The sequence below is a fragment of the Maribacter orientalis genome, from assembly GCF_900109345.1.
Classification (GTDB): domain Bacteria; phylum Bacteroidota; class Bacteroidia; order Flavobacteriales; family Flavobacteriaceae; genus Maribacter; species Maribacter orientalis.
In genome coordinates this window covers 40,283-60,996 of sequence record NZ_FNZN01000011.1, presented here as the reverse complement: position 1 = coordinate 60,996, position 20,714 = coordinate 40,283, and the positions used below count along the sequence as shown (strand labels likewise).

Sequence of the window (20,714 nt, the reverse complement as noted above, 5' to 3'; positions counted from 1 at the left end):
AATTATTTTTTAGCCAACAACCAGCCAAAATAAGCCATTGGAATATAAGCCATCAGTACGTCTAAGGTATTGAACCACATAGGGCCGCCTAACATTGATATATTTATAGAACCACCGATTAAGAAAAACACACCAATTAATAAGGCCATAAGTTGCTTTCTGGTTGCTGCAATTTTCGCCGCTACAAATGCCCCCACTAAGGTACCCAAGGCATGAGCTAAAAACGGAAATACAAAATGTTTAGGTTCAAATAAATGCATAGTAGCTTTCAAACCTTCCATAGTTGTGATGTCACCTCCTTCAGGTGGTGGAATAACAGACCCACTAATCATTATAATTCCCATATTTACAATGCTACCAATGACGATGCCTACAAGAACAGCCAGAACATTTTTGAGTATTGGATTCATAATTGTCTTACAATTTCTTATTATTCCTAATGATATTAAATGTAAAATATTAACTATATAAAAACTAAATTTTCAAGTATTTCTCAGGTTCTTTCTCAAAACTGACCTTACAACCATCACAACAGAAATACACCTTCTGCCCTGCGTATTCTACTATATGTTTTGGATTTTTCTTGGAAACAGGTACATTGCAAACAGGATTTATATAATACTCCTCATTAAATTGATCATTTACATCATCCTCGGTTTTGGAGCGTTCAGCACTACCACAACAAGAACCAGTACTGGATTTTTCTTTACGAAAATCGTCAATAACTTCGGCAAGAATACTAATTGCAACTTCACTAGCAAGTTTGGCATTAATATCCAATCCTACTGGGCTACGTAAATCAGCAATACGCTCTTCGGAAATACCTTCGTTAATCAAATACGTTTTTATGTCAACTGACTTTTTAGAACTAGCTACAAAGCCAACATAATTTACAGAAGTTTCTAAGGCTTTCTTTACAGAGAGCTCATCGTCTTCGCCTTGGGTTGTAATAATTATATATGTATTTGTTAAATTTTTAAAAGTGCTAAAATCAACTTTATCAGAAACACTATTGGCCGATGGAAACATTAGTAAATCGGCATCAGTCGCCATCACAGATACTCTAAAATCAGCGGCCGAAGCCATTTGCACCAATTTACGTGCAATATTACTCTTACCCACTACAATCAATTCGGGTTGTGGTATTACAGGTTCTATCATAATTTCTAGGGTTCCTTTGCTTTGACATGACATAACATATTCTTTAAACGTAGCTGTAGAACGTGTACCACCTTCAGGAGAAATACGCACGCGTCGGTAGCGTTTGCTTTTAATAACGTCTAAGGCTTCTTTGATAACGATACCACGCACACAACCACCACCTATCCAACCGATAAGCTCTCCGTTTTCCAAAATAATAGCCTTATCCCCTATTTTACCTGAACTTGGGGCTATACGGTCTACCACTTGTGCAATGGCAAAGTTGGAGCCTTTGGCCAAGTGCTTTTCTATTTGTAACGCGAGTTCGTTAAACATCCATTAATAATTTTTCTAATTTTAATAAACTATCCAAGTTGTGTGCTGATTCAAATGCATCTAAATGAGGCATTACATTCACCATTCCTTTTTGAATGGGCTGATAACCTTCCATACCTTTTAACGGATTCAGCCAAACTAAGGTTTTGCATTTTCTGCGTATCGTTCTTACAGCTTCCCTAAGCACTGTTACATTTCCGGTTTCAAGTCCGTCACTCAAAATCACTACAATATGTTTTTGGCTCAAAAATTTACTCCCATATTCAGAAAGAAATTCCGTAAGTGACTCCCCTATCTTAGTGCCACTTGACCACGAATTTACATTCTTACCAATCTGCTTTAAAACTTCCTGTTCGTTGTTTTGTCGCAGCATTGGGGTAACATGTGTCAAGGTTGTACTAAAGGTAAAAAATTCAAGGCTTTTAAAATACTTCTTTAACACCATCACGTATCGTAAAAGATAATAGCTATAAGTATCCATAGAACCACTTACATCGAGAATAAAAACTACTTTTCGCTTTTCTTTGCGTTTTCTTTTATAGGATAAATCCAACAACATTCCTCCTTTAGAAATTCCGTGGCGAATCGTATTTCGAATATCGATTGTTCCTTTGTTAGCATTCTCAAGCCTACGTTTAAAACGCATACTCATTTGATGAAAAAGCTCTTCGGCCAATTCTTCCAACTTTTCCTTGTCGGCAACATTTACCTTAGAAAAATCGGTAAGTCTTAGGCGTATACTCTCATTTGCTCCAACAGTTTCCTTAGCCTCTTGTTCTTTGACTTCCTTCTTGGGTACTTTAAATTCAGTTCCCAAGAATATAACTGTGGCTGTTTCTTTTTCCTTTTTAAGTTGTTTGATTTGTTTTTTACGTTGTTCTAATTTCTCTTCGTAATAACGACTCCAAAAACGATCGAACATTTCATCAAATCGATCAAAATGCTCTTTACGTTTACAATAAATTGCCTTTAAACTGTACTGAAACAGTTTACGGTCTAAAACCCAGCCTCGCCCTGCAACTTCAAATGCATCCCTAGTTTCTTGTGGACCCAAAACAAACTGACGCTCTCGACAATACATGGTAAAGTCGATGAGACGTTCTTTAAAAGTTTTTTCTACAGCTTGCACGGATTATAGAAATTTTGATTTTTAAAATTGTAATTGAGCCTACTTTTTTTTTACAACGTTGTGAATCTTGAATTCCGCTTAGGATGACATTCTAATCAATAGGATATAAAAATTCCTGAACAGACTTGTTCTTCACAAACTCTACATCATCTTTATGTTTCAAAACACTACCAATTGTTGTTTTTACAATCTCATCAGTGATATTCTTTTGATTCATTAACAACAAGGTTTTTGCCCAATCTAGAGATTCTGCAATACCTGGTGGTTTATGTAAACTTGACTTTCTCAAATTATGAATAAAAGTAACCACCTGTGTTGCCAATGCTTCATCTATATTCGGAAGTTTTTTTGCAATGATATTAATCTCCCCCATCTTTGATGGAAAGTCAACCCAATGATATAAACACCGTCGTCGTAAAGCATCACTGAGCTCTCGAGTTCGATTGGAAGTCAAAATCACCAATGGTTTTGATTTTGCTTTTATCGTTCCCAATTCAGGAATACTAATTTGAAAATCTGAAAGCAATTCTAACAGATATGCTTCAAATTCTTCATCGGCCCTATCAATCTCATCAATCAAGAGTACCACAGGTTTATCAGCACTAATTGCCTGTAACAAGGGGCGTTGAAGTATATAATCCATTCCAAAAATCTGATTTTGAAGCGCCAACTTATCTTCATCCTGCTCAAAAAGCTTAATGTGTAAAAGCTGCTTTTGGTAATTCCATTCATAAATGGTAGTACTTACATCCAAACCTTCATAACATTGCAAACGAATTAAATTTGTTCCCAAATGTTCGGCCAAAGTTTTGGCCAACATGGTCTTACCAACTCCTGGATTACCTTCTAACAATAAAGGTTTCTCTAAATTTTTCAAAAGAAAAATAGAAGTTGCCAGTTCTTCATTTAGAATATAGTCGTGCTCATAAAAATCTTTTATAAGCTTTTCGATGTCTTTGTTCAATAGCTTTAATTTAGAAAAGCTATGCTGTCCCCAGCATAGCTTTATTATTATAGATAATTAGTCTAGCTATGCTGCTGCCTCTGCCTCGGCAAGTTTCTTTGAAAAATTTGAAACAAACTGCTTAAAAAGTTGATTGGATACCGTTGTAATTAAACGAGAACCAAATTGTGCTATTTTCCCGTTTACCGTAACGTCCATAATGGCATCTAATTTCACTCCACCTTCAGCACGTTCACTAAGATCAATGGTCATCATCATTTCGGCATTACCATTACCCTTAGAATCAACACCTTCACCTGTAATAATAATTTTGCGGTTCGCTTTATCAATTTCATTATAATGGATATCGGCATCGTATTTGACCCCCATAGGACCGAATTTCATACCAACTTTCCCCTTATAATGATTTTCACCCACCTTTTCATCTATCGTGACACCTGGTACGCAGTCCATTATTTTTTCTGGATCTATTAGGTGTTCCCAGACCAGTTCTGTGCTTTGGGGCACTTCGAATGATTTATCTAATTGTGTTTTCATAGTAGTGCAATTTTATTTCATTCCCACAAAGGTGAGAACCTATTTATTTTTACTAAATGGCTAATTCAAGTAAAGGGCTTTCTAAACTAAATACTACCCTACCCTAATGACTTGGGCTTTCAAACCCTTAGTTAAACAAAGTTAGATACCTCCCATTATTAGAAGAGAGGATCCACTTTATTTTCCTTTGTTCTTTGCATTTGAAACTTCTAACCAAATACTTTATCATGCTTTCGCTTTTGCTACTTGAATAGCATCCCAAACCTTATCAGGAGTAATAGGAATATCCAAATGCTTAATTCCTAACGGATACAATGCATCGATTATCGCGTTGGCAATTGCAGGTGGCGCACCTACCGTTGGCGATTCAGCAACACCTTTTGCACCTAATGGATGGTGTGGTGATGGTGTAATCGTGTGACCGGTTTCCCAATGTGGCGATTCTACTGCTGTAGGCACTAAATAATCCATAAGTGTTCCATTTAGAACATTTCCTTCATCGTCATAAACGATACCTTCATACATTGCAGGGGCAATTCCTTGCGTTAATCCGCCATGAATTTGGCCTTCTACAATCATTGGATTGATAATATTTCCACAGTCATCGATAGCCACAAAGCGTTTCACATCTATCGCACCAGTTTCTTCCTCTACCTCAACCACACATATATAAGCGCCATTAGGGAACGTTAAATTTGGTGGATCATAGTAATGTGTTGCTTCAAATCCGGGTTCCATTCCTTCTGGGAAATTCGTATACGCAGCAAAGGCTACATCTTGAATCGTTTTAGACTTTTCAGGAGCACCTTTCACAAAGTACTTGCCCACTTCCCATTCAATATCCTCTTCGCTTACTTCCAACAAATGCGCGGCAATCTTCTTACCCTTATCACGTAATTTACGCGCTGCGATTGCTGCTGCCGCACCAGCCGTTGGTGTACTTCTACTCGCATAAGTACCTAAACCATAAGGAGCGGTATCGGTATCTCCTTCATCAATTTCTATATCGGTGTAAGGAATTCCCAATTCTTCCGCTAGAATCTGAGCGTAAGTAGTTTCATGACCTTGACCTTGTGACTTGGTACCAAAGCGTGCCAATGCCTTTCCTGTAGGATGTACACGTATTTCGGCGCTATCGAACATCTTGATTCCTAAAATATCAAAATCTTTAGAAGGTCCTGCACCTACTACTTCGGTAAAAGTGCAAATACCTATTCCCATTAATTTTCCTTGGGCTCGCTTTTCAGCTTGCTCTTTTTTATAATCGGCGTAGCCAATCATATCCATGGCTTTCTCCAACGTTTGTTTGTAATCACCACTATCATAGCTCCATCCTAAGGGAGAAGCATAAGGAAAATCCTCTTTCTTAATAAAGTTTTCGAAACGTAATTGCGCAGGATCTTTACCTATTTCAGCAGCCAATTTATCAACCATACGCTCAATAGCATGCACAGCTTCCGTTACACGAAAAGAGCAACGATAGGCTACACCACCTGGTGCTTTGTTTGTATATACCGCGTCTAATTCTGCAAAAGCATGTTCGTAATCATAAGAACCTGTGCAGATAGAGAACATTCCCGTAGGATATTTCGAAGGATTCGCAGAAGAATCGGTATACCCATGATCCGCTAAAGTCGAAACCTTAAAGGCCTGAATTTTACCATCTTTGGTAGCGGCTAATTCGCAATCCATATGATAATCACGTGCAAAGCCATTAACCAGGTTCTCAGAACGATCTTCAATCCATTTCACTGGTTTTCCTATTAAGAAAGAAGCTGCAATGGCTATCACATAGCCAGGATATACAGGTACCTTTCCTCCAAAACCGCCTCCAATATCCGGGGCAATAATTCGAATTTTTTCTTCAGATAGTCCAACGTGCCCTGCAACCAAGGCTAAAATAGTACGAATAGCGTGTGGTGCCTGAGATGTTAAATAAATCAACATTTTTTCCGTATCCTTATCATAAGAGGCAACTACACCACAAGTTTCTATAGAAGCAACATGAATTCTTGGTAGATGAATACGTTCCTTTACAACCACATCAGCAGCGGCAATAGCAGCATCCGTTTTTTCCCTTTCGCCGCGTTCCCAATGATAAATATGATTGTCTTTTTGTCCTTCCTTATCTGGGCGTAACAAAGGTGCATCCTCATCCAGTGCTTTAAAGGGATTTACGATAGCCTTCATCGGCTCGTATTGAACATCTACAGCTTCTGCTCCATCAACAGCAATATATCTATCTGTTGCAATAACAGCACACACTTCTTGAGATTGGTGCATAACCGTATCGGTCGGCAATACCATTTGTGAATCTGAAAGTAATGTAGGCATCCAATGCAAATTGTATTGCGCTAGGTCTTCCCCAGTAATGACAGCTAAAACCCCATCAATGGCCAATGCTTTTTCTTTATTGATACTTAAGATTTTGGCATAGGCGTAAGGACTACGCACGATGACCATATGCAACATGCCAGGTAATTTCACATCATCGGTATATTTACCTTTGCCGTGTAAAAAACGTGCATCTTCTTTTCGTTTTACAGAGTGGCCCATTCCGCCAACCTCTGGTGATGTTTTACATTTAAACATATTTAATTTATTTAGAGGTTAGACTTAGACTGAAGCTTCTTTTTCTTTAGCCATTTCTGCCGCAGCTTGCTGTACAGATTTTACGATATTGTTATACCCAGTACATCTACAAAGATTTCCCGAAATACCCCAACGTATTTCTTTTTCAGTAGGGTTCGGGTTTGTTTTCAACAAATCTATTGACCTCATTATCATTCCAGGAGTACAGAAGCCACAATGCAGACCATGCTGGTCATGAAATGCTTTTTGCAACGGATGGTTTGTACCCTCAACAGCTATACCTTCGATAGTCGTAATATCGGCGCCGTCAGCTCGAACCGTCAAGTAGGTGCAAGACTTGACCGATTTCCCATCTATTAAAATAGTACACGCACCACAACTCGATGTATCACATCCAATATGTGTACCTGTCATATCTAAATTTTCTCGAATAAAATGAACCAAGAGCAAGCGCGAATCTACCTCGGCAGTAACGCTCTTTCCATTTATTGTCATTGTTACTTTATGTTTTGCCATAATTCTTTATTTTCTTGCTCTCTCTAAAGCCTTGTTCAACATTCGTTTTGTTATCGTATTTACTATCGACCGTTTATACGCTTCCGAACCTCTTAAATCAGATTCCGGCTCACAATCTTCGCTTGCAATTACACCTAACTGCTCAATTAAATCGTCAGTTATTTTTTTACCACGAAGTATTTCCTCTCCTCTTTCCAATCGCATCGGCACTGCGCTAACATTAGTTAGTCCGATACCTATTTCTTGGCATATCCCATCGTCGTCTAGTTCAACATGAACGGCAACACCAGCCGTTGCATAATCACCAACTTTACGTTCAACCTTATGATATGCCCCACCGCTATTCTTTTTTGTTTTTGGAATTTGAATTTCAGTTAGAATATCACCAAACTCCAAAGCTGTCATATAAAATCCATGAAAAAAATCATCGATTGAAATTGATTTTTTTCCATCAACGCCTTCAGCAATTATTGTCGCTCGCAGTGCTAACATTAATGCAGGTTGATCATTGGCTGCATCACCATGGGCGATATTACCTCCTATAGTTCCAAAGTTTCTAACCGAAGGATCAGCAGTTAACCAAACCGCATCACCAAATATTGGATATGATTTTTTCAGTAAATCATTATGCTCCAACTCGCTTTGAGTAGTCAAGGCCCCAATTTTCAAAAGGTCACCTTCCTCTTTAATATAAGAGAGCCCATTAATTTTACTGATATCGATAATGTGTTCTGGAGTGGCAAAACGAAGTTTCATCATCGGCAATAGACTGTGTCCGCCAGACATGTATTTCGCTTCTTCGCCAAGCTCTTGTGACAAGGCAATCGCTTCTTTCAAAGTAGTAGCCTTGTGGTAATTGAAATTAGCTGGAATCATAATATTTTAGGAATTAAATTACGTAATAAGTAATAAATATACCCTAAATACATTAAAATAACAATGACATAGGTCATTTGTCAAAAATTTAATAAAAATATAACCTTGACTCATTCTTATTACAACATTCTGAAACTTGTAAGCATCAAAAATTATTTAATACTTACCTTTAATGTAGAAATCGACGAAGCCCAACAAATGTACTCCCAACTCTATTTTGATTACAATGCAACGACTCCTTGCCTTAAAGAAGTAGTAGATTGTATGCTACCCTATTTTTATCAGGATTTTGGAAATCCATCAAGTAGTCATCATCCCTATGGTTGGTTAGCAAAAAGCGCTATTGAAGATGCTACACTTATAATTGCCAAGAATTTAGGTATTTCGCCAAGAAGTTTAGTATATACTTCTGGTGCTACAGAGAGTATTAATATGGTTTTAAAAGGGATTGCTCGCAAAATGCAATCCAAAGGAAATCATATCATTACAACAAAATCAGAACATAAGGCTGTTTTGGATACATGTGCTTTCTTGGAAGAAGATGGTTTTGAGGTTACTTATTTGGACGTTGATTCTGAAGGGTTGATTTCCACGGAAATGTTAAACAAAATGCTACGCCCTGATACCATTCTGGTGTCTATTTTATACGCCAACAATGAAACAGGTACAATTCAACCCTTAGATGAAATATCAAAACTAACTCATGAAAATGGAAGTTTGCTATTTTCCGATACTACCCAAGCTTTAGGGAAAGTAGATTTAAGCAAAGTATTTAAGCTAGTAGATTTCGCGTGTTTTTCAGCTCATAAAATATATGGTCCTAAAGGAATTGGATTGGTATTTATAAAGGATAATGAGGACGGAAATGGTTTACCTAGTTTGATCCAAGGAGGAGGTCAACAAAAAAATCAAAGAGGTGGTACACTTAACACACCTTTAATAGTCGGTTTTTCAAAAGCTATTGCATTGGCCAATGATAATTTAAAGGTAGAAATAGAACGCTTGGGAACTTTACGAAATAAGCTAGAAAAAGGTTTGCTCAAAATTGAATTAGCAATATCGAATAGTACTACTTCCCAGCGATTACCAAATACAGTACATATTTCTTTCCCTTATGTGGACGGAACCAATCTACTAACGGCTCTTAGTAGACAAATTGCTCTCTCAAACGGATCAGCATGTAATTCTGCCTCGGTAGAACCTTCCCATGTTCTAACCGCCATGGGTGTTGAACGTAGTTTAGCCTATGCTTCTTTGCGCTTGAGTATTGGACGATATACTTCAGAAAGTGATATTGAAAAGGCAATTGAAATTATAACTAATGAGGTTGCTAAGCAACGGGATAGTAATATTCTTTGGGAGCGGAGAGCTCTTTAAACACGCTGATGAATAGGTCCAACCTTGTTCCGTAGCATCCCACCAGTATTTCCAGAAAAAACACTTAAAATTTCGCTAAACAAACTCATGGCTATTTCTTCGGGAGTATTGGCCCCGATTTCTAAACCACAAGGAGCAAAAATACGTTGTGTTTCTTGCTCGGAAAATTCGATTCCGTTTGCCTTAAATTCAGTTATCATTTTATCAAAACGCTTTCTCGGACCCAAAGAAGCAATATATGGCGACGCACTTTTTATCAATTTTTGCAAATTTGCATAATCTGTTTTATAGTCATGGGCCATTAGAATGATAGCTGTTCGGTTATCGATTACTGGCCGTTCTTCAAAATCCTTTGGGTATATATTTTTTACTGATTGTAACTTTTCCTTTTTGAGTTTTTGGACATTACCAACCAAACTCACGTCCCAATCCATCAACTTGGCCATTTCCAGTAACGGGTAAACATCATAATTATCGCCATAAATTGCCAAGTGAAATTGTGGCGGAATCATTTCAATAAAAACACTAGCCTTCACCCCTTCCTCCTCAAAATGAAAGGTCATCGATTTTTGATTTCCCAAAACGTCTTGAATTTTATTTTGAAGAAAATTCCGCAATCCATCATGCTTACAATCTTCTAAAGATGCCGAATTCTTATCATAATAAAAGCTTCTACCCAAATGTATCGTATCAATATCAGTATTTAGCGCAGTCACGGTTGCGATAACATGAAAATCTCTGTCTGAAACACATTTCTGTAGCATTTTCAAAGTGGAGGAGTCTTCCGAAATTGGTGAAATCAAGACATCAATAACTCCATTGCAGCCAAGACCCACCCCTATTTCGTTTTCCTTAGATGTATCATAGGTAACTATTGATGGTTGTTGTTTTAAAATAGCTATTTGAGAGCGTTGCAGGGCATCACCCTCTAAACATCCACCACTAATTCCACCTTCGAAAACACCCGATTCGAAAACTAGCATTCTAGCACCTTCTCTTCGATATGATGATTCTTCTACGCGAACTACTTGTGCAATGGCACATTTTTCACCTGAATTCTTAAATGAATTATAAAGCTGCAGAATTGATTTTATTTCTTTCATGTTCGTATAAGTTCTTTTTCTTTTAGCAATATCTCCTCTAATATATCTAAATTTAGCTATATTCAATGTTCTAATTGCTAATAAAGAAAATGAAAGATTCCTTTGACAGAACGATAGATTATGTGCGTATTGCCGTGACGGACCGCTGTAATTTACGGTGCTTTTATTGCATGCCTTCAGAAGGTATCACCTATGAACCCAAGGCACATTTGCTAAGTTATGAAGAAATTACCCGATTACTAAAAGTGTTGGGCAAACTGGGTTTTCAAAAAGTAAGGTTTACCGGTGGAGAACCATTTCTTCGTAAAGATTTCATGAAATTATTAGAGAATACCGCAGGTCTAAACGATTACAAGTCTATTCACATTACATCAAATGGTACTCTTTTGCAAAAACATATTCCGAAATTAAAGGAATTAGGAATCACAAAAATCAACCTTAGTATCGATTCGTTGGATAAGGAACGTTTTCATAAAATCACCCGTCGTGATGATTTTGAAAAAGTGATGCAGACCTTTCATATGTTGGTCGACAACGGCTTTAAAATCAAACTTAATGCGGTTATCATGAAAGGTATCAATACTCAGGATATTATATCCTTGGCAGAATTGGCCAAGGACCATCCAGTAGATGTTCGTTTTATTGAAGAAATGCCATTTAACGGTGGTTATAAAGAAAATGTAGAAATGTATTCTGCCCGTGATATATATACGGATTTAAAAGCCCATTATTCTGAATTGGAAAAACTTCCAGGCAAACATGGTGATACAGCAAGTTTACTTTCCGTTCCCGAGTATAAAGGAAATATCGGTATTATTGCAGCATTTTCAAGAACGTTCTGTAATACGTGTAATCGACTTCGGATTTCATCCAAAGGAGAAATTAAAAGTTGCTTATATGATGATGGTGTTTTTAATATTCGTGATTATATGCGATCAGGAGTTTCCGATGAAGAACTGGCAAATAAATTCAGAGAAATCGTTCGCTTGAAACCAAAAGACGGATTTGAAGCTGAAAAAATGCGTACTTCTCCTGCATCGGCAATGCAAAGTATGAGTAGTATCGGCGGATAAACAAACTCTCTGGAATTTCAAATTGCTTCAAAAATTAAAGAGACTAACTTTAATAAAAAAAATGAATACTCCCAATGCAGGAAATGGAAAACCTTTTTATCCCTTACGAAAAAGCCCTTTCAATTTTAGAAGAACACAAAGGTAATTTCTCAACAGAAAACAAAAATTTAGAAGACTGTATAGGAGCATATCTTGCTGAAGATTTAATCGCCGACCGTGACTTCCCACCTTTTGACAGAGTCACAATGGATGGAATTGCTATTGCTTATGAAACCTTCGAAAAGGGACAGCGAAAGTTCACTATTGAAGCAACTGCCGCTGCCGGAACTCCACAACAATCGTTACAGAATAGTTTAAATTGTATTGAAGTGATGACAGGTGCTATTATGCCAAATGGTGTTAATACCGTAATCCGTTATGAAGACCTTACAATTGAAGACAATCAAGCGACAATTAATCTTGATATCTTAAATCACAAACAGAATGTTCATTTCAAAGGAATAGATATTGCACAAGGAAGCATAATTGTCAAACAAGGAGAAAAGCTTTCGAGTGCAGAAATAAATATTGCTGCTGCAGTAGGAAAAGCTTCCTTGCTGGTCAAGAAAATGCCTAAAGTGGTTATTTTCTCTACCGGAGATGAATTGGTACCAGTATATGAAACCCCTAAATTACATCAGATTCGTAGATCAAATATTTACGGTATTCAAGCAACATTAAAAGAATGGGGGATTTTATCTGAACTTCAACATCTTGCCGACGACAAAGAAGAAATGTTGAGAACCATTTCACGATTATTGAAGGAATATGATCTTTTTATTTTCACAGGTGGTGTTTCTAAAGGAAAGTTCGACTACCTACCCGATGTTTTGGGGGAGCTACAAGTAAAAAAACATTTTCATAAAATTCAACAACGCCCTGGGAAGCCTTTCTGGTTTGGAAGCAACACCAATGGTAAAAAGATTTTTGCCCTTCCTGGGAATCCAGTTTCTTCTTTTGTTTGTGTGTATATGTATTTACAGTTTTGGCTGCATAAATCTCTAGGAATTGTGTCGGAAACACTTTACGTGCAACTCAAAAACGATGTGGAGTTTAAACCTGACCTTGTCTATTTCTTAGAAGCTACTTTGGAAAGTAAACCAGATGGGAAATTAGTTGCTGAAGCAATTAAAGGGAATGGTTCAGGAGATTTTGCGAATCTTGTAAAAACAGACGGTTTTTTAATATTACCGCAAAATAAAAGCCAATTTTTTGCGAATGAAGTCTATCCTTTTGTACCTTACCGTACAAAATGGTAAACTATTGGCATGGAAACCATAAAGACATCTTGCTGTAAATCTAAATTTGTTTCAGCCAAAAAAGCAGGAGCTGCAAGCGGCTCTATGTCTTTTCTTTCCACCATTTTAATGATTCTCATTCCCAAATGCCCGCTTTGTTTGACCGCCTATATGAGCGCTATGGTCTTATTCTTTGATGTTGAGTATTCGACCTTGGTTCCTGTTTTATTGCATACCAAACCTGTTATGGGGCTATTAATTATCACCATGATTTTGCTAAATAAAAAAGATAAGAGAACCTATATTTCTTTAGGTATTTCAGGACTTGCATTGACCTTTTTGGTTTTAAAAACATATTTCGCTACCGCTTTGTTATTACCCGATTGGATACTGTATGTCGCATTTATATTTTCGATTTGGTATAATGGTAACTTTCAATATTTTTATCGATTCTTGAAATCTAAGAAAAATAGCCAGGTGGTTACTAAACCATAATCAATAACTTTTCATTAACTCGGCCAACTGTAACAAAACCGAACAATTTTTAATAGCAACAAAAAAAATGACCTCCCTTAGTAAAAGAGAATTTCTTACCAACACATTTCCTGAGCTTTTGAACAACTTAGACCTAGACACAAAAGCAAATTTCGGACTCATGACACCTCAACATATGGTTGAACATTTAATAATGGCTTTAGGGATTGCTACGACTAAATTTGAAGGGGAAAGAATAAAACCTGCTTCTGAGCAACAATTGGGTATGCAGCAGTTTATAAAAAGTGGTTCTGTTTTGGTTCACAGACCAAGTGAAAAAACAAAAGCAGATTTACCGCCATTGAAATACGCATCACTAGAAGAAGCAATTACAAACATTCCTGATGCAGTCGAAAAATATTATGCCTTTCAAGACAATAACCCAAATTACATACCTTACGCTTCTTTCATGGGTGAGGTCTCTTATGCAGATGTAGAGTTATTTCATTACATGCATATTAAATATCACCTATGGCAGTTTGGTTTACTTGAGCAATATCCTTGAAAAATCTTGGTGATTTCAAAACTGCAACCCATTAACAAACAGAACCCGAATTCCAACAATCAACACCAAAATTGCCGTAACAACTTTAATACCGTTTCCTGTAAGTTTACTTAAGCTTAAACGAATTCCAATTTGTCCTCCTATAAACACGGCAACAATTAGACCACTAGCTTCTATCCAAGGGAGTTCGAACATTCCTTTTGTCAATAAACCACCTATGCCCGAAATAGAATTCACCAGAATAAAAAAGCTAGCCAACGCTGCAATTTTGATTGATTTATCCCACTTCATATGATTAAGAATAGGTGCTAAAAAAATACCTCCTCCTATTCCTACCAATCCAGACAGCAGACCAATTCCTGCCCCTAACAAATACGTTACATATGGGGGATAATTCGGATTCACCTCTTCCGATTTCTTCAGTTTTAAAGTCTGAAATATCAGCGCTAAGGCAGAAATAATTAAAGCACCTCCTAAAATGATAAAGAAGACTTGCTCAGATAATCGAAATCGCGCTCCTAAAAAGGCAAAAGGAATACTTGCAACTATGAAAGGTAAAAACTTTTTAAAATCTAAGTGTCCGTTTTTCCAATAGAGATACGTACTTCCAGAAACGACGACCAGATTACAAATCAAAGCCGTACTTCTAATGGCGAAAAAACTTGTCAAAACCAATGCCAATAAGGCTAAATAACTAGAACCACCCCCAAAACCTACTGAAGAGTACAGCGTTGCAATGACCATAAAGCCAAGCATTAATATTACAAGTTCGGTAATCGTTAGGAGCATATAGCTAAATACTGGTTTAGACCTCCTAAAATACTAAAAAGCGAACTTTCCGGGTACTGTTCGCGCAATTGTTTTAAAGCGGTCTCACTTCGTTTTCCAGATTGGCATAATAAATACACGGGGAGTGAAAAATTGATCTTCCCTGTATTAGCTTTTAATTCATTTAAAGGAATATGAACGGAATCTGGTAGATGATAATTTTCAAATTCCTCAATTGTACGTACATCAATAATTTGTGCCTTATCAACTAACAATTGTTGAATCTCTTTTACTTCAATTGTTGGAACGATTTCGCAAGGGTCATTCCACTCATAAAAATCTTGCAATTTTTCTATTTTGAGATTTTCAGGCTGTAATTTGAATTTTATTTTTTGATAAGATTGTACGAGTCCGTCAAAAATCAACAGTTTTCCGGAAAGCACTTCCCCAATTCCTGTAATTACTTTAATAGCTTCTAAAGCCTGTAAGTTTCCTATGATACCTGGAATGATTCCTAGTACGCCATGTTCATTACAATTTGGGACCTCATTTTCATTAGGCATATTTGGAAAAAGACAACGATAGGTTGGCCCATCCTTATAATTAAAAACACTTACTTGTCCTTCGTAACCATGCAATGCACCATACACAAAAGGCTTTTTTAGAATTACGCAAGCATCATTCACTAAATAGCGGGTAGGAAAGTTGTCTGATGCATCAACCACAATATCATAATCCGCTATAATTTTAAGAGCATTTTTTGTGGTTAAAAATGTATTAAAAATGACTATCTCGGTATTTGGATTTTGTGCCTTTAGTTTCTTTAGCGCCGCTTTTACCTTCGATTGGCCTATATCACTTTCCGAATATAGTACTTGGCGGTGTAAATTAGTAAGCGAAACAATATCATTATCCACAATGCCAATGGCACCTACACCCATTGCGTTCAAGTATGTAAGTACTGGAACACCAAGTCCTCCAGCACCAATCACCAAAACTTTTGCTACGGTAAGTTTTTTTTGACCTTCTATGCCAAAGCCTTTAAGGGTGGTTTGTCTGGTGTAACGTTCGTTATTCATGCTTACGCCAACTTCTTCAATGCCTCTTTATAATCCTCCTCAGAGTTGGCGTTCAACAAAACATTCTGATATTTCGGAAACACCAATTTCGTATTATGATTGATTAGATATTTTCTTGGGCAGGTCCCATTCCCACTTTCTAAATAAGTAATAGATTGTTGCAACGCATGCGGTTCCCAAATTGCACATAAAGGTTCTGGTAGCGGATTCTCTTTTAAAGCGAAGGCAGTTGCTTCTTTTGCGCTATCGCGTTGGGAAATCAATTCTTTTAAGGCGTCTAAATCCATTAGAGGAAGGTCACAGGCTAAAACCAGCCAAGCCACATCTGGATATTTTTTGTGCGCTGACAAAAGTCCGTTGTAAGGTCCTTTGAATTCATTTAAATCAACAATTGTTTTAATAGCCGCTGGCAGTTCATCTTCCTGTTCTTCACGTAGACTAATGAAAGTATTTTCGCAAACTTGACTAAGTAAATCGTATAAGTATTCACGTTGAGGAACGCCGTGATATTCAATCAATCCTTTGTCTGTACCCATTCGAGTACTTTTACCTCCAGATAAAACGAGACCGTATAGTTTAGCGATTGAAGTCATTCTTACCTCCTGTTTTTTGTTCTAATTGTATTTCAGAAATTTTGATATCATGCGACAAGGCCTTACACATATCGTAAATAGTTAATGCACTGACAGAAACTCCTGTTAGGGCTTCCATTTCAACCCCTGTTTGCTCGTTGCATTTTACTTTACAGGTAATTTGCAAAGCATTTTTTACTGGGGCAATATCTATTTGTATCTTGGAAAGATTGAGTTGATGACAAAGCGGAATTAACTCAGCAGTCTTTTTAACCGCTTGAATTCCTGCAATAACGGCTGTTTGAATTATACTTCCTTTATGTCCCAAAAAGTCTTGAGAGGCCAAGGTATCAAAAACATCTGAAGGAAAAACAACTTTTCCTGTAGCAACCGCTGTTCGCACTGATACTTGTTTATTTGACACATCTACCATTGAGGCATTGCCAGATTCGTCTATATGTGAAAGTTGTTTAGTCATATGTATTGTTATGTACCTATAAGATGGAGGTTGTTTTAATCTTAGGTTTATCGAGTTTATTTCATATTCAAATAAAACTCTTTAACTCCATAATTCAAAAAAACTTTAAAATTTATGGATGTGCCGATACCCAAACAGATTTGTTCTCAAAACGTTCTTTTTTCCAAATTGGGACAGTTTTTTTAAGGGTGTCTATTAAATACCTACAAGCCTCAAAACAAGCATCTCTATGTGCAGAAGAAGCACCCACGACAACTACAGGCTCTTCAACTTCTTTTAAACCAACTGCATGACGAATAATCACTTTATTTAAATTCCATTTAACAACGGCTTCGGTAGCAATTTTATCCATTTCCTTTAAGGCCATTTTCTTATAGGTCTCAAATTCTAAAGAAACTACTTCTTCACCCTTGGTAAATTCCCTAACTGTACCAACAAACACACAAATACCACCACTTTTGGGGTGTGAGAGTTCGTTAAATACTTTTGACGCATCTATCTTATCTACTATTTCTATTATCTTTTCACTCATTATCCTCCACTTACTGGTGGTATGATAGCTATTTCATCACCCACAGTTAAAGATACATCATCTTCTGCATATTCACTATTTACAGCTACCGCCAAAGAAGTTAATTTTGAAAGTTCTGGATAAGACAACATCAACTGAGCCTTCAATGCCGCAACAGAATTAGGCTTTTTAAATTCATCAGAAAATGTAATTTGAGAACTTCCCACAATATCTTTGGCAATTCCAAAAAAAAGTACGTTCATTTTTCAAAAAATTTATTCAAATTCAAGTTACTTATAAAAAATAAGGTGCCATAAAGATGGCCCCTATTTTAAAAAAATTATATGAGTTAGAGAAAATTTTTACTCTATGATTACTGCTTTCTCAGGTTTAGAATAAAACTCTACAGGCTTAGCTTCAATAGATAAATTAGCTTTTTCAAAATTAACCGTTTTCTTAGCTTCTTTTATCACGCCCTCATCTAAGGTATGCCATGTAATCGCTTTTGGCAATAAAAACTCATCAACCTTTTCCCATTCATTGTAGTTGATCCAGTTTATTTTTTCGGAAGGCTCACCGGTAAAATACGTCATTGTATACCCTAACCATTTCATTTGAAATGTTTCTGCATCATAATGAATATAATATTCATCGGTAGATGATGCACCAATGCCATTATTATAAGTGATTTTAAAACCTGGATAATTAAAACCCTCATGAACTAATGCATCAATTTTTTCATACGTAATTCCGTCATCTGAAAGTACAAATGGCATAGCATAGAAATAGAACATTAGATTATGATAGAACTTTGGTTTTCCTTTGTAATCACCTGTATTGTCTGTAAGCCAAACATCACTACCATCATAACCTATGGTATATACTGGTGTAGAAATTTTATCAAATCGTTTTTGAAGATCAATAGTTTGAACTTCATTAAATTCTGGATTTGGTATCTCAAAACTTAATGTTTTATAAACTTTCCATGTATCTAATCCTCCATGAGCTTCAAAAACCTTAAATAATTCCTTTGGATATATAGTTTGTTCAACTTGCTTCACCTCGGTTTCTTCAGACTCTACAGAGCCCACTTTCTTGGGCTTATCTTTACAGGCAAACAGACAGAAGGTTAAAACGATAATAAAAAACTTGTTCATAATTAAAATTACGTTATTGGTTTATAAAAATCCGTTGGTCGATAAATTATGAACTACTTAACAGATTACATTACTTTTGCAATTCATGCATTCATCAAAACATATATCTAGCTTACATAACCCCCTAATAAAGAAGGTTCTTTTATTAAAGGAAAAATCTAGAGAACGAAAAAAAACTGGCTTATTTGTTTTGGAAGGAATGCGTGAACTTCAAATTGCCAATAGAACAAATTATGAAATAGACACTATTTTCTATTGTGCAAATATTTTAAACGATGTTCAGAATAATCGTTTTTTAAAATCATTCAACCCCGAAAAACTAATATCAGTTAGTAACGAAGTTTATAAAAAATTGGCTTACCGAGACACAACTGAAGGTGTGCTAGCGATAGTAAAAAGTAAAGACCACTTTGTATCATCATTGAAATTCAGCCATAAAAGCCCTTTGGTTCTTATAGCAGAAGCACCTGAAAAACCTGGTAATATTGGTGCATTATTACGCACAGCTGATGCTGCTAACCTTGATGCTGTACTAATAGCTAATCCTAAAACAGACCTTTACAATCCAAATATTATCCGTTCTAGTGTCGGTTGTGTATTTTCTAGAAATATTAAAATGGGAAGCACAACAGAAATAGTATCCTACTTAAAAAAAGAAGGGTTTCAAGTTTACTGTGCAGCTTTATCTGCCTCTAAGGAGTATACAACAGTGGATTTCAAAGGACCTACCGCTATAGTGGTCGGAACAGAAAACTCTGGTCTAAGTGATGAATGGCTGCAAAATTCTACTCAGAATATTATTATACCGATGGAGGGTGAAATTGATTCTATGAACGTTTCAGTATCTGCGGCAATACTTATCTTTGAAGCTAAACGCCAACGAAAATTAAATATCTAAAAAGCTTAAAATCGCTTTTTAATATTCCATTTTTCAATATATTCTATGGACAAAACATTTGTTTTTTACTGTATTCTTTTCATTCTAGTCGGCGAATTTATTCTCGACACTGTAATGAATTATCTGAATGCCAAACGCTTCAAAGACCCTATCCCAAATGACCTTAACGATGTGTATAACGCTCAAGAATATGAAAAATCCCAAGCTTATAAATTAAGTAATTACAAGTTCGGTATAATAACCTCTACATTTTCCTTAGCCCTTATTCTAGGTTTTTTATTTTTTGGAGGTTTTGAATGGGTAGATGAAGTTGCTTTTAATTACACTAGCAATACCATTATACAAGCTTTAATTTTCTTCGGAATAATAATGCTCGGTAGCGATATTTTAAATATTCCCTTTTCTTACTATCAAACATTTGTAATCGAACAAAAATTCGGATTCAACAAAACCACTCACAAAACATTCTTAATCGATAAATTGAAGCAATGGGCCATGACCATTATTATTGGAGGTGGTATCTTATCGTTGGTGATTTGGTTCTTTCAATGGTCAGGTTCAAATTTTTGGTTATATACTTGGGGTCTAATTACAATCTTCACCTTAATCATGAACTTGTTCTATAGTAAACTAATTGTACCCTTGTTCAACAAACAAGTGCCATTAGAAGCAGGTAGCTTAAAAGAAAAAATTGAACATTATGCTGCAAGTGTTGGTTTTGACTTGCAACATATATTTGTTATTAATGGTTCTAAGCGTTCAACTAAAGCCAATGCCTATTTTTCTGGTTTTGGGAAAGAAAAAAGAGTAACGCTTTATGATACGCTGATCAATGATTTGGAAGAAGAAGAAATCGTTGCTGTTTTAGCGCATGAAATTGGGCACTATAAACGCAAGCACATTATTTTCAATTTAGCAACATCAATTTTACTTGCCGGGTTTATGTTGTTTCTATTATCCCTTTTCATTAACAATCCTGAAGTATCATTAGCGATTGGTGTTGAACGGCCTAGCTTTCATGCCGCCCTAATTGGTTTTGGTATTTTGTATAGTCCGATTTCCGAGATTACCGGATTATTAATGAACTACTTTTCTAGAAAATTCGAGTATCAAGCCGATGATTATGCAAAAGACACTTATGCAGCAGATCCATTGATAAGTTCCTTAAAAAAACTATCCAAAAATAGTCTTAGTAATTTGACGCCGCATCCGGCATATGTATTCATGCATTATTCACATCCGCCACTTATAGATCGCATACGTAATTTAAAGGCGTAATTTTTGTTGTCCAT

The 20,714-nt window shown here is 36.3% G+C and carries 23 protein-coding genes; 7 read left to right on the top strand and 16 right to left on the bottom strand.

The window, feature by feature from the left end; genetic code table 11:
- Positions 1 to 2: 2 nt before the first annotated feature.
- The 8 genes from BMY56_RS17020 to BMY56_RS16985 form a co-directional block, all read right to left on the bottom strand.
- Entirely contained in the window at positions 3 to 410 is a 408-nt protein-coding gene (locus tag BMY56_RS17020) for a hypothetical protein (RefSeq protein ID WP_091627058.1), read from the bottom strand.
- Positions 411 to 474: 64 nt separating this feature from the next.
- Positions 475 to 1,476, bottom strand: a complete 1,002-nt coding sequence (locus BMY56_RS17015; RefSeq protein ID WP_091627056.1) for an XdhC family protein — start codon at positions 1,474 to 1,476, stop codon at positions 475 to 477.
- The gene (locus BMY56_RS17010) at positions 1,469 to 2,605 is read right to left on the bottom strand and encodes a vWA domain-containing protein (RefSeq protein ID WP_091627052.1); all 1,137 of its coding nucleotides are present in this window, start codon (positions 2,603 to 2,605) and stop codon (positions 1,469 to 1,471) included. The genes BMY56_RS17015 and BMY56_RS17010 overlap by 8 nt, the downstream gene beginning before the upstream one ends.
- Positions 2,606 to 2,696: 91 nt before the next feature.
- A complete protein-coding gene (locus tag BMY56_RS17005) occupies positions 2,697 to 3,569 on the bottom strand; it encodes an AAA family ATPase (protein ID WP_091627049.1) in 873 nt (290 codons plus the stop codon).
- 66 nt (positions 3,570 to 3,635) lie between these two features.
- Positions 3,636 to 4,106, bottom strand: coding sequence for an SRPBCC family protein (locus BMY56_RS17000; RefSeq protein ID WP_079512196.1), 471 nt, complete (start codon positions 4,104 to 4,106; stop codon positions 3,636 to 3,638).
- Positions 4,107 to 4,331: 225 nt separating this feature from the next.
- Entirely contained in the window at positions 4,332 to 6,698 is a 2,367-nt protein-coding gene (locus tag BMY56_RS16995) for an aerobic carbon-monoxide dehydrogenase large subunit (protein WP_091627047.1), read from the bottom strand.
- Positions 6,699 to 6,722: 24 nt separating this feature from the next.
- Entirely contained in the window at positions 6,723 to 7,214 is a 492-nt protein-coding gene (locus BMY56_RS16990; protein ID WP_091627044.1) for a (2Fe-2S)-binding protein, read from the bottom strand.
- Between the two features lie 6 nt (positions 7,215 to 7,220).
- Positions 7,221 to 8,090: an FAD binding domain-containing protein gene (locus BMY56_RS16985; RefSeq protein WP_091627041.1), complete on the bottom strand. Its 870-nt coding sequence runs from the start codon at positions 8,088 to 8,090 to the stop codon at positions 7,221 to 7,223.
- A 105-nt stretch (positions 8,091 to 8,195) separates the two neighbouring features.
- Between BMY56_RS16985 and BMY56_RS16980 the strand changes: the two genes are divergently transcribed.
- Positions 8,196 to 9,467 carry a cysteine desulfurase family protein gene (locus tag BMY56_RS16980; RefSeq protein WP_143057840.1) on the top strand — a complete coding sequence of 424 codons (1,272 nt, stop codon included), beginning with the start codon at positions 8,196 to 8,198 and terminating at the stop codon, positions 9,465 to 9,467.
- On the opposite strand, the gene BMY56_RS16975 is transcribed toward BMY56_RS16980, so the two are convergent.
- A complete protein-coding gene (locus BMY56_RS16975) occupies positions 9,464 to 10,570 on the bottom strand; it encodes an XdhC family protein (protein ID WP_143057839.1) in 1,107 nt (368 codons plus the stop codon). The two genes, BMY56_RS16980 and BMY56_RS16975, sit on opposite strands and share 4 nt — an antisense overlap.
- Before the next feature lie 89 nt (positions 10,571 to 10,659).
- On the opposite strand from BMY56_RS16975, the gene moaA reads away from it, so the two are divergent.
- The 4 genes from moaA (at position 10,660) to BMY56_RS16955 (ending at position 13,959) form a co-directional block, all read left to right on the top strand.
- The gene (gene moaA, locus BMY56_RS16970; RefSeq protein WP_091627033.1) at positions 10,660 to 11,643 is read left to right on the top strand and encodes a GTP 3',8-cyclase MoaA; all 984 of its coding nucleotides are present in this window, start codon (positions 10,660 to 10,662) and stop codon (positions 11,641 to 11,643) included.
- A gap of 74 nt (positions 11,644 to 11,717) precedes the next feature.
- Positions 11,718 to 12,941, top strand: a complete 1,224-nt coding sequence (locus BMY56_RS16965; RefSeq protein ID WP_091627030.1) for a molybdopterin molybdotransferase MoeA — start codon at positions 11,718 to 11,720, stop codon at positions 12,939 to 12,941.
- Positions 12,942 to 12,950: 9 nt separating this feature from the next.
- A complete protein-coding gene (locus BMY56_RS16960; RefSeq protein WP_091627028.1) occupies positions 12,951 to 13,415 on the top strand; it encodes a hypothetical protein in 465 nt (154 codons plus the stop codon).
- A 67-nt stretch (positions 13,416 to 13,482) separates the two neighbouring features.
- Positions 13,483 to 13,959, top strand: coding sequence for a hypothetical protein (locus BMY56_RS16955; protein WP_091627025.1), 477 nt, complete (start codon positions 13,483 to 13,485; stop codon positions 13,957 to 13,959).
- A 15-nt stretch (positions 13,960 to 13,974) separates the two neighbouring features.
- Here BMY56_RS16955 and BMY56_RS16950 read toward each other — a convergent pair whose 3' ends face one another.
- The 7 genes from BMY56_RS16950 to BMY56_RS16920 all read right to left on the bottom strand — a co-directional run bounded on the left by BMY56_RS16950 (position 13,975) and on the right by BMY56_RS16920 (position 18,524).
- A complete protein-coding gene (locus BMY56_RS16950) occupies positions 13,975 to 14,748 on the bottom strand; it encodes a sulfite exporter TauE/SafE family protein (protein WP_091627022.1) in 774 nt (257 codons plus the stop codon).
- Entirely contained in the window at positions 14,739 to 15,806 is a 1,068-nt protein-coding gene (moeB, locus tag BMY56_RS16945; protein ID WP_091627019.1) for a HesA/MoeB/ThiF family protein, read from the bottom strand. Before moeB ends, BMY56_RS16950 begins: the two co-directional genes overlap by 10 nt.
- 2 nt (positions 15,807 to 15,808) lie before the next feature.
- The gene (mobA, locus tag BMY56_RS16940; protein ID WP_091627017.1) at positions 15,809 to 16,399 is read right to left on the bottom strand and encodes a molybdenum cofactor guanylyltransferase; all 591 of its coding nucleotides are present in this window, start codon (positions 16,397 to 16,399) and stop codon (positions 15,809 to 15,811) included.
- Positions 16,383 to 16,856 carry a cyclic pyranopterin monophosphate synthase MoaC gene (gene moaC, locus BMY56_RS16935; protein WP_091627014.1) on the bottom strand — a complete coding sequence of 158 codons (474 nt, stop codon included), beginning with the start codon at positions 16,854 to 16,856 and terminating at the stop codon, positions 16,383 to 16,385. The genes mobA and moaC overlap by 17 nt, the downstream gene beginning before the upstream one ends.
- Before the next feature lie 112 nt (positions 16,857 to 16,968).
- Positions 16,969 to 17,388 (bottom strand): molybdenum cofactor biosynthesis protein MoaE, encoded by a 420-nt coding sequence (locus BMY56_RS16930; RefSeq protein ID WP_091627011.1) that lies wholly within the window; start codon positions 17,386 to 17,388, stop codon positions 16,969 to 16,971.
- The gene (locus tag BMY56_RS16925; RefSeq protein WP_091627009.1) at positions 17,388 to 17,630 is read right to left on the bottom strand and encodes a MoaD/ThiS family protein; all 243 of its coding nucleotides are present in this window, start codon (positions 17,628 to 17,630) and stop codon (positions 17,388 to 17,390) included. Before BMY56_RS16925 ends, BMY56_RS16930 begins: the two co-directional genes overlap by 1 nt.
- 99 nt (positions 17,631 to 17,729) lie before the next feature.
- On the bottom strand, positions 17,730 to 18,524 hold the full coding sequence (locus BMY56_RS16920; RefSeq protein ID WP_091627006.1) for a hypothetical protein: 795 nt from the start codon (positions 18,522 to 18,524) through the stop codon (positions 17,730 to 17,732).
- An 85-nt stretch (positions 18,525 to 18,609) separates the two neighbouring features.
- Between BMY56_RS16920 and BMY56_RS16915 the strand changes: the two genes are divergently transcribed.
- Positions 18,610 to 19,422: a TrmH family RNA methyltransferase gene (locus BMY56_RS16915; RefSeq protein ID WP_091627004.1), complete on the top strand. Its 813-nt coding sequence runs from the start codon at positions 18,610 to 18,612 to the stop codon at positions 19,420 to 19,422.
- A 45-nt stretch (positions 19,423 to 19,467) separates the two neighbouring features.
- Positions 19,468 to 20,700, top strand: coding sequence for a M48 family metallopeptidase (locus BMY56_RS16910; RefSeq protein WP_091627001.1), 1,233 nt, complete (start codon positions 19,468 to 19,470; stop codon positions 20,698 to 20,700).
- The last annotated feature ends 14 nt before the right edge of the window (positions 20,701 to 20,714 follow it).

Excerpts from the sequence above, each read along its gene's own strand:
- BMY56_RS17020 (WP_091627058.1), bottom strand. The coding sequence starts at position 410 with ATGAATCCAATACTCAAAAATGTTCTGGCTGTTCTTGTAGGCATCGTC.
- BMY56_RS17015 (WP_091627056.1), bottom strand. The coding sequence starts at position 1,476 with ATGTTTAACGAACTCGCGTTACAAATAGAAAAGCACTTGGCCAAAGGC.
- BMY56_RS17000 (WP_079512196.1), bottom strand. The coding sequence starts at position 4,106 with ATGAAAACACAATTAGATAAATCATTCGAAGTGCCCCAAAGCACAGAA.
- BMY56_RS16995 (WP_091627047.1), bottom strand. The coding sequence starts at position 6,698 with ATGTTTAAATGTAAAACATCACCAGAGGTTGGCGGAATGGGCCACTCT.
- BMY56_RS16990 (WP_091627044.1), bottom strand. The coding sequence starts at position 7,214 with ATGGCAAAACATAAAGTAACAATGACAATAAATGGAAAGAGCGTTACT.
- BMY56_RS16985 (WP_091627041.1), bottom strand. The coding sequence starts at position 8,090 with ATGATTCCAGCTAATTTCAATTACCACAAGGCTACTACTTTGAAAGAA.
- BMY56_RS16975 (WP_143057839.1), bottom strand. The coding sequence starts at position 10,570 with ATGAAAGAAATAAAATCAATTCTGCAGCTTTATAATTCATTTAAGAAT.
- moaA (WP_091627033.1), top strand. The coding sequence starts at position 10,660 with ATGAAAGATTCCTTTGACAGAACGATAGATTATGTGCGTATTGCCGTG.
- BMY56_RS16965 (WP_091627030.1), top strand. The coding sequence starts at position 11,718 with ATGCAGGAAATGGAAAACCTTTTTATCCCTTACGAAAAAGCCCTTTCA.
- BMY56_RS16960 (WP_091627028.1), top strand. The coding sequence starts at position 12,951 with ATGGAAACCATAAAGACATCTTGCTGTAAATCTAAATTTGTTTCAGCC.
- BMY56_RS16955 (WP_091627025.1), top strand. The coding sequence starts at position 13,483 with ATGACCTCCCTTAGTAAAAGAGAATTTCTTACCAACACATTTCCTGAG.
- BMY56_RS16950 (WP_091627022.1), bottom strand. The coding sequence starts at position 14,748 with ATGCTCCTAACGATTACCGAACTTGTAATATTAATGCTTGGCTTTATG.
- moeB (WP_091627019.1), bottom strand. The coding sequence starts at position 15,806 with ATGAATAACGAACGTTACACCAGACAAACCACCCTTAAAGGCTTTGGC.
- mobA (WP_091627017.1), bottom strand. The coding sequence starts at position 16,399 with ATGACTTCAATCGCTAAACTATACGGTCTCGTTTTATCTGGAGGTAAA.
- moaC (WP_091627014.1), bottom strand. The coding sequence starts at position 16,856 with ATGACTAAACAACTTTCACATATAGACGAATCTGGCAATGCCTCAATG.
- BMY56_RS16930 (WP_091627011.1), bottom strand. The coding sequence starts at position 17,388 with ATGAGTGAAAAGATAATAGAAATAGTAGATAAGATAGATGCGTCAAAA.
- BMY56_RS16925 (WP_091627009.1), bottom strand. The coding sequence starts at position 17,630 with ATGAACGTACTTTTTTTTGGAATTGCCAAAGATATTGTGGGAAGTTCT.
- BMY56_RS16920 (WP_091627006.1), bottom strand. The coding sequence starts at position 18,524 with ATGAACAAGTTTTTTATTATCGTTTTAACCTTCTGTCTGTTTGCCTGT.
- BMY56_RS16915 (WP_091627004.1), top strand. The coding sequence starts at position 18,610 with ATGCATTCATCAAAACATATATCTAGCTTACATAACCCCCTAATAAAG.
- BMY56_RS16910 (WP_091627001.1), top strand. The coding sequence starts at position 19,468 with ATGGACAAAACATTTGTTTTTTACTGTATTCTTTTCATTCTAGTCGGC.